16 protein-coding genes are annotated in these 16317 nt (G+C 73.6%); 10 read left to right on the top strand and 6 right to left on the bottom strand.

Going from position 1 to position 16317, the window contains the following annotated elements; genetic code table 11:
* Positions 1-49 precede the first annotated feature (49 nt).
* Positions 50-742 carry a phosphatase PAP2 family protein gene (locus FQ330_RS11260; protein WP_146357602.1) on the top strand — a complete coding sequence of 231 codons (693 nt, stop codon included), beginning with the start codon at positions 50-52 and terminating at the stop codon, positions 740-742.
* Here FQ330_RS11260 and FQ330_RS11255 read toward each other — a convergent pair.
* The 3 genes from FQ330_RS11255 to FQ330_RS11245 are packed head-to-tail and all read right to left on the bottom strand — an operon-like array spanning position 726 to position 3207.
* Positions 726-1889 (bottom strand): glycerate kinase, encoded by a 1164-nt coding sequence (locus FQ330_RS11255; RefSeq protein ID WP_146357600.1) that lies wholly within the window; start codon positions 1887-1889, stop codon positions 726-728. The genes FQ330_RS11260 and FQ330_RS11255 overlap by 17 nt on opposite strands.
* On the bottom strand, positions 1886-2605 hold the full coding sequence (locus FQ330_RS11250) for a glutamine amidotransferase-related protein (RefSeq protein ID WP_146357598.1): 720 nt from the start codon (positions 2603-2605) through the stop codon (positions 1886-1888). The genes FQ330_RS11255 and FQ330_RS11250 overlap by 4 nt, the downstream gene beginning before the upstream one ends.
* Positions 2590-3207 (bottom strand): DNA-3-methyladenine glycosylase I, encoded by a 618-nt coding sequence (locus FQ330_RS11245; RefSeq protein ID WP_146357596.1) that lies wholly within the window; start codon positions 3205-3207, stop codon positions 2590-2592. Before FQ330_RS11245 ends, FQ330_RS11250 begins: the two co-directional genes overlap by 16 nt.
* Positions 3208-3242: 35 nt before the next feature.
* Here FQ330_RS11245 and FQ330_RS11240 point away from each other — a divergent pair, with 35 nt between their 5' ends.
* The 5 genes from FQ330_RS11240 (at position 3243) to FQ330_RS11220 (ending at position 6311) form a co-directional block, all read left to right on the top strand.
* On the top strand, positions 3243-3983 hold the full coding sequence (locus FQ330_RS11240) for an AzlC family ABC transporter permease (protein WP_128188540.1): 741 nt from the start codon (positions 3243-3245) through the stop codon (positions 3981-3983).
* Positions 3980-4294 (top strand): AzlD domain-containing protein, encoded by a 315-nt coding sequence (locus tag FQ330_RS11235; protein ID WP_146357594.1) that lies wholly within the window; start codon positions 3980-3982, stop codon positions 4292-4294. The genes FQ330_RS11240 and FQ330_RS11235 overlap by 4 nt, the downstream gene beginning before the upstream one ends.
* A 135-nt stretch (positions 4295-4429) precedes the next feature.
* On the top strand, positions 4430-4885 hold the full coding sequence (locus FQ330_RS11230; RefSeq protein ID WP_128188538.1) for an FHA domain-containing protein: 456 nt from the start codon (positions 4430-4432) through the stop codon (positions 4883-4885).
* Positions 4882-5565 (top strand): transcriptional regulator FtsR, encoded by a 684-nt coding sequence (gene ftsR, locus FQ330_RS11225; RefSeq protein ID WP_146357592.1) that lies wholly within the window; start codon positions 4882-4884, stop codon positions 5563-5565. Before FQ330_RS11230 ends, ftsR begins: the two co-directional genes overlap by 4 nt.
* 179 nt (positions 5566-5744) lie before the next feature.
* Positions 5745-6311 (top strand): MerR family transcriptional regulator, encoded by a 567-nt coding sequence (locus tag FQ330_RS11220; RefSeq protein WP_128188536.1) that lies wholly within the window; start codon positions 5745-5747, stop codon positions 6309-6311.
* Positions 6312-6368: 57 nt separating this feature from the next.
* On the opposite strand, the gene FQ330_RS11215 is transcribed toward FQ330_RS11220, so the two are convergent.
* Complete coding sequence (locus tag FQ330_RS11215; protein ID WP_146357590.1) at positions 6369-7307, bottom strand: ParA family protein; 939 nt, start codon at positions 7305-7307, stop codon at positions 6369-6371.
* Between the two features lie 65 nt (positions 7308-7372).
* On the opposite strand from FQ330_RS11215, the gene FQ330_RS11210 reads away from it, so the two are divergent.
* Both FQ330_RS11210 and FQ330_RS11205 read left to right on the top strand, forming a co-directional pair.
* Positions 7373-10777 carry a pyruvate carboxylase gene (locus FQ330_RS11210; RefSeq protein WP_146357588.1) on the top strand — a complete coding sequence of 1135 codons (3405 nt, stop codon included), beginning with the start codon at positions 7373-7375 and terminating at the stop codon, positions 10775-10777.
* The gene (locus FQ330_RS11205) at positions 10774-11265 is read left to right on the top strand and encodes a peptide deformylase (RefSeq protein ID WP_146357586.1); all 492 of its coding nucleotides are present in this window, start codon (positions 10774-10776) and stop codon (positions 11263-11265) included. The genes FQ330_RS11210 and FQ330_RS11205 overlap by 4 nt, the downstream gene beginning before the upstream one ends.
* Positions 11266-11269: 4 nt before the next feature.
* On the opposite strand, the gene FQ330_RS11200 is transcribed toward FQ330_RS11205, so the two are convergent.
* Positions 11270-12133 (bottom strand): class I SAM-dependent methyltransferase, encoded by an 864-nt coding sequence (locus FQ330_RS11200; protein ID WP_146357584.1) that lies wholly within the window; start codon positions 12131-12133, stop codon positions 11270-11272.
* A 39-nt stretch (positions 12134-12172) separates the two neighbouring features.
* The gene (locus tag FQ330_RS11195) at positions 12173-14008 is read right to left on the bottom strand and encodes an AMP-dependent synthetase/ligase (protein WP_146357582.1); all 1836 of its coding nucleotides are present in this window, start codon (positions 14006-14008) and stop codon (positions 12173-12175) included.
* A 128-nt stretch (positions 14009-14136) separates the two neighbouring features.
* Between FQ330_RS11195 and FQ330_RS11190 the strand changes: the two genes are divergently transcribed.
* Positions 14137-14853: a lysophospholipid acyltransferase family protein gene (locus FQ330_RS11190; RefSeq protein WP_146357580.1), complete on the top strand. Its 717-nt coding sequence runs from the start codon at positions 14137-14139 to the stop codon at positions 14851-14853.
* 61 nt (positions 14854-14914) lie between these two features.
* Positions 14915-16297 carry a class II 3-deoxy-7-phosphoheptulonate synthase gene (locus tag FQ330_RS11185; RefSeq protein WP_128188529.1) on the top strand — a complete coding sequence of 461 codons (1383 nt, stop codon included), beginning with the start codon at positions 14915-14917 and terminating at the stop codon, positions 16295-16297.
* Positions 16298-16317: the final 20 nt, after the last annotated feature.

The raw sequence follows: 16317 nt of genomic DNA, 5'->3' as shown, positions 1-16317 counted from the left end.
CCTGTCGGGCGTCCGCCGCTACCGTGATCGCAGACACCGGAGGAGCACCGTGCCGCAGCAGCTCACGAACGCGCTCGTCGCATCGCCGCGTCGTCGCCGCGCCTGGGCGGCGCTGACGGCGCTGGCGCTGGCCGTCGCGCTCTCGGCGGTGCTGCTCTACCGCGAGAGCAGCAAGCCCTTCGGCTTCGAGGCCGAGTGGATGGACCGCCTGGTGACCCAGCGCTCGCCGCTGCTCACCACCGCATCGCTGGCCTTCGACACCCTCGGGGGCGGCGTCGTCGCCACGCTCATCGTGCCCGGCGTCGTCGCGGGGCTGCTCCTGCTGCGCCGCCGGCCGTGGGCCGCGGGCTACTTCCTCGTGGCGTCGATCCTCACCGGGCTCCTCGTGCAGCTCCTCAAGCACGCGGTCGACCGCGCGCGGCCGCTCGACGTGCTCGTGACGGTCGACCACGGGTCCTTCCCCTCCGGGCACGCGGCGAACGCGGCGCTCGTCGCGACGGCGCTCGGGCTGCTGCTGCGGCGCTGGTGGGTGTGGGCCGCGGGCGCCGCCTGGACGATCGGCATGATGCTGAGCCGCACCTACCTCGGTGCGCACTGGCTCTCCGACACCCTCGGCGGCGTGCTCGTCGCCGTCGGCGTCGCGCTCGGGCTGTGGGAGCTCCTCGCCGCGCGGCTCGAGCGAGAGCGCCGCGGTCGCCCCGAGCCGGCGGGCGCCGAGGAGACGGTCAGCGCGCGTCGGTGACGCCCAGGCGCGCGGCGCCGAGCGCGAGCCGTGCGACGGATGCCGCGGCCGCCGCGAGCAGGTCGCCCGCGTCGCGCTGCAGCGCGTCGAGCGTCGCGGGGCCGGCGGCGATCGAGAGCGCCGGCACGCCCATCGCGGCGGCAGCGTCCGCGTCGACCGAGCCCGCGAGCACGCACAGCGGCACGCCGTGCCGCTCGGCGGCCGCGTGCACGACCGAGACGACCTTGCCGCCGGCCGACTGGCCGTCGAAGCGGCCCTCGCCCGTCAGCACGAGGTCGGCGTCGGCCACCGCGGCCTCGAGCCCGGCGAGCTCGGCGAACCACGCGCCGCCCGCGACGACGTCGCCGCCGGTGAGCGCGCGCAGCACGCTCGCGACCCCGCCGGCCGCGCCGGAGCCCGGCACGTCGATGATGGATGCCGCGTCGACGCCGAGCGCCTCGGCGCCGATGCGCGCGAAGCGCTCGAGCGCGGCGTCGAGCGCGCGCACGTCGTCGGGGCCCGCGCCCTTCTGCGGCCCGAAGACGGCGGCGGCGCCGCGAGGTCCGGTGAGGGGCGCGTCGACGTCGGTGACGAAGCGCCAGCGGGCCGCGAGCGCCCGCGGGTCGACACCCGAGACGTCGAGGTGCTCGAGCGCCGCGAGCCCGCCGCCGCCCGGCTGCACGGGCCGGCCCGACGCATCCGTCAGCCGGGCGCCGAGCGCGGTGAGGAGGCCGGCGCCGCCGTCGCTCGTCGCCGAGCCGCCGAGGAGCAGGGTGAGCTCCGAGGCGCCCCGGTCGAGCGCGTCGAGCACGACGCGGCCGAGGCCCGCAGTGGAGGCGGCGAGCGGCTGCAGCGGGGCGTCCTCGACCTGCGGCAGGCCGGCCGCCTGCGCGAGCTCGATCACGGCGCTGCGGCCGTCGAGCGCCCAGCGCGCGCTCGCCGGCCGGCCGATCGCGTCGACCGTCTCGGTGACGACCTCGTCGCCGCCGCGCGCGAGCAGCGCGTCGAGGCTCCCCTCGCCGCCGTCGGCCATCGGCACGAGCACCACCTCGGCGCCCGGCACGACCGAGCGGATGCCGCGCGCGGCGGCCTCGCACGCCTCGAGCGCGGTCAGGCTGCCCTTGAACGCGTCGAACGCGACGACCGCCCGCGGCTGCGCGGCCGTCATCGCTGCAGCCCGTAGCGCTCGGCGAAGCGGGCGAGGATCGCCTGCGGGTGCTCGACGTGCGCGGCGCGGCCCGCGGCGACGAGGTCGTCGACCTCGGCGGGGGAGAAGTAGCCGTGGTCGCGGTAGACGCGGATGCGCTGCTCGAGCCCGTCCGCGTCGAGCTCCGGGTGGAACTGCGTGCCCACGACGTGCTGCCCGACGCGCACCATGTGCACGCACGCGGCCGACACGGCGAGCGTCGTCGCGCCCTCGGGCGCCTCGGCGATGCCCTCCTTGTGGCCGCCGAACGCGGTGAAGGCGCGCGGCAGGCCGTCGGTCAGCCAGTCCTCGCCCACGAGGCTCAGCTCGACCGGCGCCACCGACTCGGCGATGCCCCGCACCATGCGGCCGCCGAGCGCGTGCACGAGCGCGCCGAGGCCGAGGCACGCGCCGAGGTAGGGGAGGTCGTCGCGGATCGCCCGCGCGGCGAGGTCGCGCAGCCACGTCACCGTCGCCGCGTGCTCGGGCGGCCGCCGGTGGTCGTCGCTGAAGTTCGCGGGCCCGCCGCCGACGAGCACCGCGTCGACGTCGGCGAGGTCGATCGCGGGCTGCTCCCGGTCGAGCCGCACCCGCTGCACCCGCGACTCGTCGAGGCGGCCGAAGCGCACCATCGCCTCGAGCTCGGCGGCCGCGACCTCGTCCTCGGGCCGCGACTGCACGATCAGGATCCGGCGCATGCGAGCCTCCCGTCCGCGGCCCACACGCCGCTCGATCCGCGGCGGTGGGAGCCCACGAGGTGGGTGTCGACGATGCCGACCGCCTCCATGAGCGCGTGCATCGTCGTCGGGCCGACATGGGTGAAGCCGCGCGCCTTGAGCGCCCGCGAGAGCGCGCGCGACTCGTCCGACTGCGTCGGCACGTCGGCGAGCGTCTGCGGGGCGGGCGTCTCGCCGGGCTGGAACGACCACACGAGCGCGGGCAGCCCGCCGTCCTCTCGTAGCGCCACCGTCGCCCGCGCGTTGCCGATCGTGGCCTCGATCTTGCGGCGGTTGCGCACGATGCCCGAGTCGCCGAGCAGCCGTGCGACGTCCTCCTCGCCGAAGGCCGCCACCGCATCCGGCTCGAAGCCCGCGAAGGCGGTGCGGAACGCGGGGCGCTTGCGCAGGATCGTCGTCCACGAGAGCCCCGACTGGAACGCCTCGAGCGAGAGCCGCTCGAACAGCCCCGTCTCGTCGCGCACCGGCATGCCCCACTCGCGGTCGTAGTAGTCGCGCAGCAGCGGGTCGGTCGCGGCCCACGACGGCCTCGCGAGGCCGTCCTCGCCGACGATCAGGTGCATGCCGACCAGGCTAGCCGCGAGCCTAGGCTGGATCGGTGCACAGGACGGCGACGACGGATGCGGTGCGCCGCGCCACGCGGGAGGGCGTCGGCGTCGTCGTGGCGACGAGCGCCTACGGGCTCTCGTTCGGCGCGCTCTCGATCGCCTCCGGACTCGACCTCTGGCAGACGATGGCGCTCAGCCTGCTCATGTTCTCCGGCGGCTCGCAGTTCGCGTTCATCGGCGTGATCGCCTCGGGCGGCGGCATCGCCGGCGTCGCGAGCGCGGCGATGCTGGGGCTGCGGAACGCCCTGTACGGCATGAGCATGCGGCGCGTGGTGGCGCCGGCCCCGGCGCTCCTGCCGCTCGCCGCGCACGTGACGATCGACGAGTCGACCGCGGTCGCGCTCGCGCAGGACGAGCCGCGGGCGCAGCGCGCGGGCTTCTGGGTGACGGGCATCGGGATCTACCTCGGCTGGAACGTCGCGACGCTCGCGGGCGCGCTGCTCGGCGACCTGCTGGGCGACCCGCGGCAATGGGGGCTCGACGCCGCGGCGGCCGCCGCGTTCGTCGGGCTGCTGTGGCCGCGGCTGCGCGCGCGCCAGGCGGTCGCGGTCGCCGCGGCGAGCGCGGTCGTCGCCGCGTCGCTGCTGCCCGTGCTGCCGGCGGGCATGCCGGTCATCGTCGCCGCGCTCGTGGGCGTCGTCGTCGGCCTCACGAACTGGCTCGGCCCGCGCCACGAGTCGGCCCTGCCCGACCCGGGCGGCCCCGACCACAGGCAGGGGGACCACGCATGACGGTCTGGCACCTGGTGCTGCTCGCCGCGATCGCCGTGCTCGGGATCAAGCTGCTCGGCTACGCGGTGCCGCCGCGGCTGTTCGACAGCCCGCGGCCGCGGCGCACGCTCGAGCTGCTCACCGTGTCGCTGCTCGCCGGCCTCGTCGCCGTGCAGACGCTCGGCGGCGCGGACGGCATCGCGCTCGACGCGCGCATCCCCGCTGTGGCCGTCGCGGCGGGGCTGTTCGCGGTGCGGGCGCCCTTCATCGTCGCGGTCGCCGCGGCCGCTGCGACGGCCGCGCTGCTGCGCGCGCTCGCGGGCCTCGCGTGAGGCGCCCGCGGCCCTCGCGCGTTCGCTAGGGTTGCCTCTCGGGCCCGCCCGGCGACGACGCCGAGCACAGCCTCGTATCGCTATGCTGAACGACACTCGCCGGGGCCGCCGGCACCATCCGCACGGAGGAAGCGCATGACCGAGCACGACGACGCCCGCCGGGGCAACGACGGCGAGAGCACGCAGTCGTGGGGTGAGGACTACCGCGCCCAGCTCGCCGCCATGCTGTCGGGCACGACCGCCGAGGACCGCGAGGCGGTCGCCTCGCTGCCGTCCGGCTCGGCCATCCTCGTCGTGCGCCGCGGCCCCAACGTGGGCGCCCGCTTCCTGCTCGACCAGGACTCCACGATCGCCGGTCGTCACCCCGACGCCGACATCTTCCTCGACGACGTGACCGTGTCGCGCCGTCACGCCGAGTTCACGCGCTCGGGCACGACGTTCGAGCTGCGCGACCTCGGGTCGCTCAACGGCACGTACCACGACGGCGAGCGGGTCGACCACGTCGTGCTGCGCGACGGCGCCGAGGTGCAGGTCGGCAAGTTCCGCCTCACGTTCTACCGCTCACGCCTCGACCTCGAACCACGGCAGTGAGCGCACAGGCCGCGCGGAAGCCCGCCTCCCTCCTCTCGATCGGCCAGGTGCTGGCCAAGCTCGGCCCCGAGTTCCCCGACCTCTCGCCCTCGAAGCTCCGCTTCCTCGAGGACCAGGGGCTCATCACGCCCCAGCGCACGCCGTCCGGCTACCGCAAGTTCGACGCGGCCGACCTCGAGCGGCTGCGCTACATCCTCACGCTGCAGCGCGACCACTACCTGCCGCTCAAGGTCATCCTCGGCCACCTCGACGACATCGACCACGGCCGCTCGCCGCAGATCCCCGGCGCCAACGTGCGCGTCGAGGCGCCGTCGATCCTCGGCGCCGAGCGCCGGCTGTCGCGCGCCGAGCTGCAGTCGGAGGCGGGCGCGACGAAGCAGCTCGTCGCCGACGCCATCTCCGCCCAGCTGCTGCCGGGCGCCGAGCCGTTCGGCGACGCCGCGGTGCAGGCGCTCAAGGCCCTCGTCGAGCTCGAGCGCTTCGGCATCGAGCCGCGGCACCTGCGCGGCATGCGCCAGTCGGCCCAGCGCGAGGCGGCGCTCATCGAGTCGGCGCTCAAGCCCATGCGCGGGCGGCGCGAGACGAGCAGCCAGGCGCAGGCAGCCGAGGCCGCGCGCGACCTCGCGAGCCACATCCAGTCGGTGCGCGAGCTGCTGACCCGCGACGCGCTCGGCGCCTGACGCCGAGGGCCCGCGCCCGCGAGTCCTGCTGCGCCGGCGTGGGCGGCAGGGCGTAGACTCGGCCCCGACACGCCGCGCCGTCGGAGGTTGCACCGAAGCGGGGCGGCGGCTCGATACGGTGGGGCTCAACACTCAACCTCGACTTGAAGGTTTGAGCCCCCGCAGCGGAAGGTACGGCCATGGGCGACGGCATCGATGCAGACCAGGGCGGTCCCGCCCGCCTCGACGCCGGCCTGCTGTTCACCGACGGCCTGCCGCAGGAGGCCGACGCGGTCGGCTACCGCGGCGCGATCGCGGCCGACGCGGCGGGCATCACGTACCGCCAGCTCGACTACTGGGCCCGCACCGGGCTCGTCGAGCCCACCATCCGGCCCGCGCACGGCTCCGGCAGCCAGCGGCTCTACTCGTTCCGCGACATCCTCGTGCTGAAGCTCGTCAAGCGCCTGCTCGACACCGGCATCTCGCTGCAGCAGATCCGGGTCGCCATCCAGCAGCTCCACGAGCACGGCGTGCGCGACCTCACCCAGATCACGCTCATGTCCGACGGCGCGAGCGTCTACCTCTGCACGTCGAGCGACGAGGTCATCGACCTCCTCGGCCGCGGCCAGGGCGTCTTCGGCATCGCCGTCGGCAAGGTCCTGCGCGAGGTCGAGACGCAGCTCATCGAGCTCGAGGTCACGCCAGCCGAGGAGCAGCACGTCGACGAGCTCGCGGCCCGTCGCGCCCGCAGGAGCCGCACGGCCTGACCGGCTCGCGCCGCGCGCGCGGCAGAGGTTCGGCCGATGGCCGGACGGCCGAGCGGCCTACGGCTGCTTGCCCTCGCCCGGCTCGGTCTCGCCGGCGGTGGTCGTCTCTGCGTCCTCGACGGCAGCGGCCTCCTCGAGCTCCGCGGCGGCGGTCGCGTCGACGGCGGCGGTCGGGGCGGGCACCTTGCGGCCCGAGGCTGCCTCGTCGCCGGCGCGGCCAGCGGCGGTCAGCACGGTCTGGAGCAGCTCGTCGAACTGCAGCGCCATCTCCTGCGCGCCCTCGCCCGGCCACACGTGGAGCGGACGGGCCGCGCCCTGCGCCTGCTGCATCGAGGTGCGCTCGGGCAGCACGGTGTCGAGCACGAGCGGCCCGAACATGTCCTTGAGCTCCTGGATGCGGTACTGGTGCTCGAGGGACTGCGGGCGCGCGCGGTTCACGACGATGCCGAGCGGCTGCAGCCGGGGGCTGAGGCCACGACGGATCTCCTCGATCGCGCGCAGCGCGCGGTCTGCGGCGGCGACCGAGAACAGGCCCGGCTCCGTCACGACGAGCACGCGGTCGGATGCCGCCCACGCGGTGCGCGTGAGGGCGTTGAGCGACGGGGCGCAGTCGACGAGCACGAGGTCGTAGTCGTTCTCGACGGTCGTGAGCGCCGTCTCGAGCTTCCAGATGTCCTTGATGGTCGGGTGCGGGCCGTCGAAGTTGATGGCCGAGGGGGAGCCGATGAGCACGTCGATCGTGCCGCCGTGCCCCTGGGTCCAGCCCGAGGGCGAGATCGCCTGCTGGACGACCTTGTCCTTCGGGTTCGTGAGGACGTCGGCGACGTTCAGGCGGCCCTCGATCTCGATGTCCATGCCGGTGGAGGCGTCGGACTGCGGGTCGAGGTCGACCACGAGCGTGCGGAGGCCCTTGGCGAAGGCGGCGGAGGCGAGACCGAGCGTCACCGTGGTCTTGCCGACACCGCCCTTGAGGGAACTGATCGAGAGTACGTGCACGGCGCCCAAGCCTAGCCCCACTACATTGGGAAGCCCGCGCCGCCGCACCCCCGGGAGGGTTCTGCATGTTCCAGAAGCTGCTCGTCGCCAACCGTGGCGAGATCGCCATCCGAGCCTTCCGCGCCGCCAACGAGCTGGGCATCCGCACGGTCGCCGTCTACGCGCACGAGGACCGCAACTCCCTGCACTGCCAGAAGGCGGACGAGGCCTACCAGATCGGCGAGCCGGGCCGCCCGGTGCGCGCCTACCTGACGGTGAGCGAGATCATCCGCGTCGCGAAGGACTCCGGCGCCGACGCCATCTACCCGGGCTACGGGTTCCTGAGCGAGAACCCCGAGCTCGCGACCGCGGCCGCCGAGGCCGGCATCACGTTCGTGGGGCCCGGCCCGGCGGTGCTGGCGATGGCCGGCAACAAGGTCACCGCCAAGGAGCACGCGATCGCCGCGGGCGTGCCCGTGCTGCGGTCGACGCCCGCGACCACCGACATGCAGACGCTGCTCGACGGGGCCGACGAGATCGGCTTCCCGGTCTTCTGCAAGGCGGTCGCCGGCGGCGGCGGCCGGGGGATGCGCCTGGTCCAGCGCCGCGAGGATCTCGAGGATGCGCTCGAGGCCGCCATGCGCGAGGCCGACTCCGCCTTCGGCGACCCGACCATGTTCATCGAGCAGGCCGTCGTGCGCCCGCGCCACATCGAGGTGCAGATCCTCGCCGACGCGACCGGCGAGACCGTGCACCTGTTCGAGCGCGACTGCTCGGTGCAGCGCCGCCACCAGAAGGTCGTCGAGCTCGCCCCCGCGCCGAACCTCTCGGAGGAGAAGCGCGCCGAGCTCTACCGCGACGCCGTCGCCTTCGCCCGGTCGATCGACTACGTGAACGCCGGCACGGTCGAGTTCCTGCTCGACACCGCGGGGGAGCGCAAGGGCCAGCACGTCTTCATCGAGATGAACCCGCGCATCCAGGTCGAGCACACGGTCACCGAGGAGATCACCGACGTCGACCTCGTCGGGAGCCAGATCCGCATCGCCGCGGGCGAGACGCTCGAGCAGCTCGGCCTCACGCAGGACCGCATCGAGATGCACGGCGCCGCGCTCCAGTGCCGCGTCACCACCGAGAACCCCGCCGACGGCTTCCGGCCGGACACCGGGCGCATCACCGCCTACCGGTCGCCCGGCGGCGCCGGCGTGCGCCTCGACGGCGGCACCATCAACCCCGGCACCGAGGTGAGCCCGCACTTCGACTCGATGCTCGCGAAGGTCACGTGCCGCGGCCGCGACCTCGACACGGCCATCCGCCGCGCGCACCGCGCGGTGAGCGAGTTCCGCATCCGCGGCGTCGCCACGAACATCCCCTTCCTGCTCAACCTGCTCGAGCACGACGAGTTCCGCTCGGGCGACGTCTCGACGCACTTCATCGACGAGCACCCCGAGCTCACGCGCATCAACCCGCCCAAGGACCGCGCGTCGAAGGTGCTCGCCTGGCTCGCCGACGTCACCGTCAACGCGCCGAACGGCAAGGCCGACCGCGTCATCAACCCGGCCATCAAGCTGCCCGCGGCCGACCTCGAGGCCCCCGCGCCCGACGGCGAGCGCCAGCGGCTGCAGGAGCTCGGCCCGGCCGGCTGGGCGAAGGCGCTGCGCGAGCGCACCTCGCTCGCGGTGACCGAGACCACCTTCCGCGACGCGCACCAGTCGCTGCTCGCGACCCGCGTGCGCACCGCCGACCTCGTGGCGGTCGCCCCGCACGTCGCCCGCATGACGCCGCAGCTGCTCTCGATGGAGGCGTGGGGCGGCGCCACCTACGACGTCGCGCTGCGCTTCCTCGGCGAGGACCCGTGGGAGCGGCTCGCGAGCCTGCGCGAGGCGATGCCGAACATCCCGCTGCAGATGCTGCTGCGCGGCCGCAACACCGTCGGCTACACGCCGTACCCGACCGAGGTGACGACCGCGTTCGTCGAGGAGGCCGCGGCGACGGGCGTCGACGTGTTCCGCATCTTCGACGCGCTCAACGACGTCGACCAGATGCGGCCCGCGATCGACGCGGTGCTCGAGACGGGCACCACGGTCGCCGAGGTGGCGCTGTGCTACTCGGGCGACCTGCTGAGCCCCGACGAGGACCTCTACACGCTCGACTACTACCTGCGCCTCGCCGAGCGCATCGTCGACGCGGGCGCGCACGTGCTCGCGATCAAGGACATGGCGGGCCTGCTGCGCGCGGGCGCCGCGACCAAGCTCGTGTCGGCCCTGCGCGAGCGCTTCGACGTGCCGCTGCACCTGCACACGCACGACACCGCGGGCGGCCAGCTCGCGACGCTGCTCGCGGCCTCGGCCGTCGGCGTCGACGCCGTCGACGTCGCGAGCGCGCCGATGGCGGGCACCACGAGCCAGCCGTCGCTGTCGGCGCTCGTCGCCGCGGTCGCGAACACCGAGCGCGACACCGGCCTCTCGCTCACCGCGGTGAGCGACCTCGAGCCGTACTGGGAGGCGGTGCGCCGGCTCTACAAGCCGTTCGAGTCCGGCCTGCCCGGCCCCACCGGCCGCGTCTACCACCACGAGATCCCCGGCGGCCAGCTGTCGAACCTGCGGCAGCAGGCGATCGCGCTCGGCCTCGCCGACGACTTCGAGAGGATCGAGGACTGGTACGCGGCCGCCTCGCGCATCCTCGGCCGCCCCACGAAGGTGACGCCGTCGTCGAAGGTGGTCGGCGACCTCGCGCTGCAGCTCGTCGCGCAGGGCGTCGACCCCGAGGAGTTCGAGCGCGACCCGCGGAGGTTCGACATCCCCGACTCCGTGATCGGCTTCATGGCGGGCGAGCTCGGCGACCTCCCGGGCGGCTGGCCGGAGCCCTTCCGCTCGAAGGTGCTCGAGGGCCGCACGGTCGACATCTCGGTCACCCCGCTCGAGCCCGAGCAGGCCGCGCGCCTCGCCGAGCCCGGCGCCGACCGCCGCGACGCGCTCAACGAGCTGCTGTTCCCCGGGCCGACGCGGGCCTTCAAGGAGACCCGCGCGCAGTACGGCGACCTCTCGGTCGTCGACACGATCGACTACCTCTACGGCATGCAGGCCGGCGAGGAGCACCAGGTCGGCATCGGCCGCGGCGTCACCCTCAACGTCGAGCTCGAGGCGGTCGGCCAGCCCGACGACGACGGCATCGTGACGGTCATGACGGTGCTCAACGGCCAGCTGCGCCCGGTCTACGTGCGCGACCGCTCCGTCACCGTCGACAAGCCGCAGGCCGAGAAGGCGGATGCATCGGTGCCGGGCCAGGTCGCGGCACCCTTCGCCGGGGCGGTCACGGTCAAGGTCGCCGAGGGCGACGCGGTCGCCGCGGGCGACCCCGTCGCCACCATCGAGGCGATGAAGATGGAGGCCGCGATCACGACGCCGATCGCCGGCACCGTCGAGCGCCTCGCGCTCACCGGCACGACGCCCGTCGAGGCGGGCGACCTGCTCGTCGTGGTCCGCCCGTCGTGAGCGTCCGCGAGATCCGCGTCTTCGGCGACCCGGTGCTGCGCGAGCGCGCCGAGCCCGTCGACCCGTCGGCGCCCGCCACCGCCGCGCTCGTGCAGGACCTGCTCGACACGGTGCGCGTGCCGGGCCGCGCGGGCGTCGCGGGCTGCCAGATCGGCGTGGCGCGGGCCGCCTTCTCCTACAACGTCGACGGCGAGGTGGGCTACGTGCTGAACCCGCGCATCGACGAGGTGCGCGGCGAGCCGGTGCTCGTCGACGAGGGGTGCCTGTCGGTGCCCGAGCTCGGCTTCCCCACGCCGCGGCACCCGTACTGCCGGGTCGTCGGCGTCGACCTCGCGGGCGACGAGGTCGTGCTCGAGGGCGAGGGGCTCATGGCGCAGATGCTGCAGCACGAGATGGGCCACCTCGACGGGAAGCTCTACCTGCAGGCGCTCGACAAGGAGATGCGCTCGGTCGCGATGGCCGAGGTGCGGAAGGCCGCCTGGTACTGAGCGGTCAGGCGCCGCGGGGCGGCGTCGCCTCGGCGCCGGGCTTCGCGAGGGTGAGGATGCCGTAGCGCATCGCGCCGGTGCGGTAGGCGAGCATCAGGCGGGGGAGCGACAGCGCGAACTCGCGGTTGCGCGCCTCGACCGCGAGCCGGCGCGTCTCGGGGTCGACGAGCACCGACCGCAGCAGCCGGCCGGTGCAGATCGTCCACGTGCGCGCCACTCGGCGGCTGACGTCCTGGTACCCGACCACCTCGAGGCCCGCGGCCCGCGCCATCGCCTCGTACTCCGCGCGCGTCCCCATCGAAGGCAGGCGCCCCTCGCGGCAGATCGGCTCGAGCAGGTGGCGCGCCTCCCACCCGCGCGGGTCGGCGGCCGCGAGCCACGCGCAGACGACGAGGCGGCCGCCGGGCACGAGCACGCGGTGGGCCTCGGCGAACAGCCGCTGCTTGTCGGAGAAGTGCTCGCTCGACTCGATCGCCCACGCGGCGTCGGCCGAGGCGTCCGCCAGGCCGTTGTCGAGCCAGTCGCCCTGCCGGATCTCGACGCCGGCGGTCGGGTGCGCCGCGGCGTGCCGCGCCTGCTCGCCCGAGAGGGTGAAGCCGACGACGCGCACGCCGCGCGTCGCCGCGAGGCGCCGAGCGGTGGCGCCGTAGCCGCAGCCGATGTCGACGCACGCGTCGCCCGGCGCGAGGCCGAGGCGGTCGCCCACCGAGTCGACGAGCGCCTCGACCGCCGCTTCGGGGGTCTCGTCGCCCGTCGACCACAGCCCGTGGTGCACGTGCTCGCCCCACAGCCGCCGGTACGTGGCGTCGAGCTCGTCGTAGTGGTCGGCGACCGCCGCGGCGGACTGCGGGGCTCCGGGCAGGATCATCGGCTCACACGGGCAAGGGCTCGCTCGGCGCGGGCTCCGTCACTCGCCGACGTCGTGCGCCGTGGAGTTCGAGGCGTAGATGTCCTCGATCTGCGGGGCGAAGTCGCGCATGACGTTGTCGCGCTTGATCGACATCTTCGGCGTCAGGTGCCCGTTCGCCTCGACGAACTCGATCGGGAGGATCGCGAACTTGCGCACCGACTCGGCGCGCGAGACGAGCGTGTTCGCGCGGCGGATCTGGCCGCGCACCTCCTCGATGACGGCGGGGTGCTGCGCGGCCTGCTCGAGCGTCATCGCCTTGTCGTGGCCGTGGTTCTCGAGCCAGGCGGGCAGCATCTCGGCGTCGAGCGTGATGAGCGCGGCGACGAACGGGCGCTGGTCGCCCACGACGACCGGCTGGCCGATGATCGTGTTCGAGCGGATCGGGTCCTCGAGCGTGTTGGGGGCGACGTTCTTGCCGCCGGCGGTGACGATGAGCTCCTTCTTGCGGCCCGTGATCGTCAGGTAGCCCTCGCTGTCGAGCGCACCGATGTCGCCGGTGTGGAACCAGCCGTCCTCGGTGAACGCCTCGCGCGAGCCCTGCTCGTTGTGCCAGTAGCCGGCGAAGACGCAGACGCCCTTGACGAGCACCTCGCCGTCCTCGGCGATCTTCACGCCGTTGCCGGGCAGGGCGGGGCCGACGGTGCCGATCTTGAACTTGTCGGGCACGTTGACCGTGACGGGCGCGGTGGTCTCGGTGAGGCCGTAGCCCTCGAGGATGCGGATGCCGAGGGAGCGGTAGAAGTGCGCGAGGAAGTGCGACAGCGGCGCCGAGCCCGAGACGGCGTACTTGACGTTGCCGCCGAGCGCCACCTTGAGCTTGCTGAGCACGAGCCGGTCGAAGAGCGCGAAGCGCAGCTTGAGCCCGAGCGGCACGTGGCCGGCGTCGAGCGCCTTCGAGTGCTCGACGGCGGTGAGCGCGGCGGCGCGGAAGATCTTGCCCTTGCCGCCGGCCTCGGCCTTCTGCTCGCTCGCGTTGTAGACCTTCTCGAACACGCGCGGCACGGCGAGGAAGAAGGTGGGCTTGAACGAGCCCATCGACGGCAGCAGCTTCTTCGTGTCGGACTGGTGACCGACCCGCACGGCGGACGCGATGCCGAGCACCGAGATGAAGCGCGCGAACACGTGCGCCTGCGTGACGAACAGCAGCGTCGACGAGCCGACGCCGACGACGTCGGCCATCGCGACCTTGGCGTTGCGGCACAGCTCGACGAAGTTCGAGTGCGTCAGCATCACGCCCTTGGGGCGGCCGGTCGAGCCGGAGGTGTAGATGAGCGTGGCGACGTCGCTGCCCACGGCGATCGAGCGGCGGCGCTCGATCTCCTCGTCGGGCACGTCCTTGCCGCGCTCGACGAGCGCGTCGAGGTCGCCGCGGTCGATGCGCCACACGTCGGTGATCGCGGGCAGGTCGCCGTGCGCCTCGTCGAAGCGCGACACGAGGTCGGCGTCCTCGAGGATGACGCGGGACGCGCCGCCGTCGGAGAGGATCCACTGGATCTGGGAGGGCGCGGAGGTCTCGTAGACGGGCACCATGCGGGCGCCGGCGTACCAGAGCGCGAAGTCGACGAGCGAGAACTCGTAGCGCACCTTGCACATGAAGCCCACGGTGTCGCCGGGCTCGACGCCGGCGGCGACGAGGCCCTTGGCGAGCGCGATCACCTGGCGGCGGAACTCGGCGGCGGAGACGTCGCGCCAGCCGTCGCCCTCGGGCAGCGCGAACAGCGGCGTGTCGGGGTAGGCCCGGACGGTGTCCTCGAGCAGGTCGGTGACGTTCGCGTCGGGGTCGGGCGCGACGACAGGGGGGATGACACCCTCGGGGACGGTGAGCTCGGGCACTGGGACTCCTTCGGCGTTCGTGCGTTGCGAGCATTCTATGGTCGCCCCGGCCGGCGGCCCCGAGCCGCGCGCGCATGTCTGTCGCACCCCTCCCACTGCCCTAGGCTCGTGGGCACGACGGAGGTGCGATGTTCTACTGGCTGCTGCGGCACTGGGTGGTCGGCCCGTACATGAACCGCGTGTTCCGGCCGTGGGTGGCGGGGCTCGACAACATCCCCGAGCACGGCGGCGCGATCATCGCGGGCAACCACCTCTCGGTGATCGACTCCTTCCTCATGCCGCTCGTGATCGACCGGCGCGTGTACTTCCTCGCGAAGTCCGACTACTTCAACGGCAAGGGGCTCAAGGGCCGGCTCGTGCGGTGGTTCTTCCTCGCGGTGGGGCAGCTGCCGATGGATCGCTCCGGCGGCGAGAAGAGCTCGCAGAGCCTCGACGCGGCGCTGCAGAAGCTGCAGGACGGCGGGCTCATCGGCATCTACCCCGAGGGCACCCGCAGCCCCGACGGCAAGCTCTACCGCGGCCGCACCGGCGTCGCGCGCATGGTGCTGGATGCGCGGGTGCCGGTGATCCCGTGCGTGATGGTCGACACCGAGAAGGTCATGCCGATCGGGCAGCGCCTGCCCAAGGTGGGCCGCATCGGCATCATCTTCGGCGAGCCGATCGACTTCTCGCGCTACTACAACCTCGAGGGCGACCGCTTCGTGCTGCGCTCGATCACCGACGAGATCATGGTCGGCCTCAACCGCATCTCCGACCAGGAGTACGTCGACGTCTACGCGTCGAGCGTGAAGTCGCGCGTCGAGGCAGAGCGCCGTGCGCTCGCCGCGCAGCGCACCGGCCGCTGACCGCGCCCCTCGGTAGACTGGACGGCGGCGCACCCCGGCGCCGCACGACGCAGAGGCGAGCATGACCGACACGATCGCGATCCCCGAGTCCACCGGACACCGCTCCATCGAGCAGGGGCTGGATGCCTATCGCGCGCTCCCCATCAAGCAGCAGCCCGCCTGGGGCGACGAGGCCGCCGTCGAGCACGTGCGCCGCGAGCTGCGCAGCGCCCCGCCGCTCGTGTTCGCGGGCGAGGTCGACATGCTGCGCGAGCGGCTCGCCGCCGCCGCGCAGGGCCGCGCCTTCCTGCTGCAGGGCGGCGACTGCGCCGAGACCTTCGCGGGCGCGACGGCCGACAACATCCGCAACCGCGTGAAGACCATCCTGCAGATGGCGGTCGTGCTCACGTACGGCGCAGCGATGCCGGTCATCAAGATGGGCCGCATGGCGGGGCAGTTCGCCAAGCCGCGCTCGAGCGACGACGAGACCCGCGGCGACCTGACGCTGCCGGCCTACCGCGGCGACATCGTCAACGGCTACGACTTCACGCCGGAGTCGCGCGCGGCCGACCCGCAGCGCATCCTGCGCGGCTACCACATGGCCGCGTCGACGCTCAACCTCGTGCGCGCGTTCACGCAGGGCGGGTTCGCCGACCTGCGCCAGGTGCACTCGTGGAACAAGGGCTTCGCGCAGAACCCGTCGTTCGCGAGGTACGAGGCGCTCGCCGGCGAGATCGACCGCGCGGTGCGCTTCATGGAGGCCGCCGGCGCCAACTTCGACGAGCTGCGCGGCGTCGAGTTCTTCACCGGCCACGAGGGCCTGCTGATGGACTACGAGCGCCCGCTGACCCGCATCGACTCGCGCACGGGCCTCGCCTACAACACCTCGAGCCACTTCCAGTGGATCGGCGAGCGCACGCGCGACATCGACGGCGCCCACGTCGACTTCTTCTCCCGCGTCCGCAACCCCATCGGCGTGAAGCTCGGCCCGTCGACGACGGCCGCCGACATGGAGGCGCTCGTCGACCGGCTCGACCCCGACCGCGAGCCCGGCCGCCTCACGTTCATCACCCGCATGGGCGCTGGGCGCATCCGCGACGCGCTGCCGCCGCTGCTCGAGGCCTCGAAGTCGCTCGAGTCGACGCCGCTGTGGGTCACCGACCCGATGCACGGCAACGGCATCACGACGAGGAACGGCTACAAGTCGCGCCGCTTCGACGACGTGGTCGACGAGGTGCGCGGCTTCTTCGAGGCGCACCGCCAGGTGGGCACGTTCCCCGGCGGCATCCACGTCGAGCTCACCGGCGACGACGTGACCGAGTGCCTGGGCGGCGCCGAGGACATCGACGAGCTGGGCCTCGAGTCGCGCTACGAGTCGCTCTGCGACCCGCGGCTCAACCACATGCAGTCGCTCGAGCTCGCGTTCCTCGTGGCCGAGGAGCTGCGGGCGGCGCAGCGCCCGTAGCCGCCGGGCAGCGGCGCCGG

It is taken from the genome of Agrococcus sediminis (assembly GCF_007923295.1).
Lineage (GTDB): Bacteria > Actinomycetota > Actinomycetes > Actinomycetales > Microbacteriaceae > Agrococcus > Agrococcus sediminis.
This window is presented reverse-complemented; position numbering and strand designations above follow the sequence as displayed.

What these genes read in the sequence shown, in the direction of transcription:
- FQ330_RS11220 (WP_128188536.1), top strand. Translation starts at nt 5,745, where the DNA reads ATGGGCGACGGCATCGATGCAGACCAGGGCGGTCCCGCCCGCCTCGAC.
- FQ330_RS11255 (WP_146357600.1), bottom strand. Translation starts at nt 1,889, where the DNA reads ATGACGGCCGCGCAGCCGCGGGCGGTCGTCGCGTTCGACGCGTTCAAG.
- FQ330_RS11235 (WP_146357594.1), top strand. Translation starts at nt 3,980, where the DNA reads ATGACGGTCTGGCACCTGGTGCTGCTCGCCGCGATCGCCGTGCTCGGG.
- FQ330_RS11230 (WP_128188538.1), top strand. Translation starts at nt 4,430, where the DNA reads ATGACCGAGCACGACGACGCCCGCCGGGGCAACGACGGCGAGAGCACG.
- FQ330_RS11250 (WP_146357598.1), bottom strand. Translation starts at nt 2,605, where the DNA reads ATGCGCCGGATCCTGATCGTGCAGTCGCGGCCCGAGGACGAGGTCGCG.
- FQ330_RS11245 (WP_146357596.1), bottom strand. Translation starts at nt 3,207, where the DNA reads ATGCACCTGATCGTCGGCGAGGACGGCCTCGCGAGGCCGTCGTGGGCC.
- FQ330_RS11190 (WP_146357580.1), top strand. Translation starts at nt 14,137, where the DNA reads ATGTTCTACTGGCTGCTGCGGCACTGGGTGGTCGGCCCGTACATGAAC.
- FQ330_RS11185 (WP_128188529.1), top strand. Translation starts at nt 14,915, where the DNA reads ATGACCGACACGATCGCGATCCCCGAGTCCACCGGACACCGCTCCATC.
- FQ330_RS11210 (WP_146357588.1), top strand. Translation starts at nt 7,373, where the DNA reads ATGTTCCAGAAGCTGCTCGTCGCCAACCGTGGCGAGATCGCCATCCGA.
- FQ330_RS11200 (WP_146357584.1), bottom strand. Translation starts at nt 12,133, where the DNA reads ATGATCCTGCCCGGAGCCCCGCAGTCCGCCGCGGCGGTCGCCGACCAC.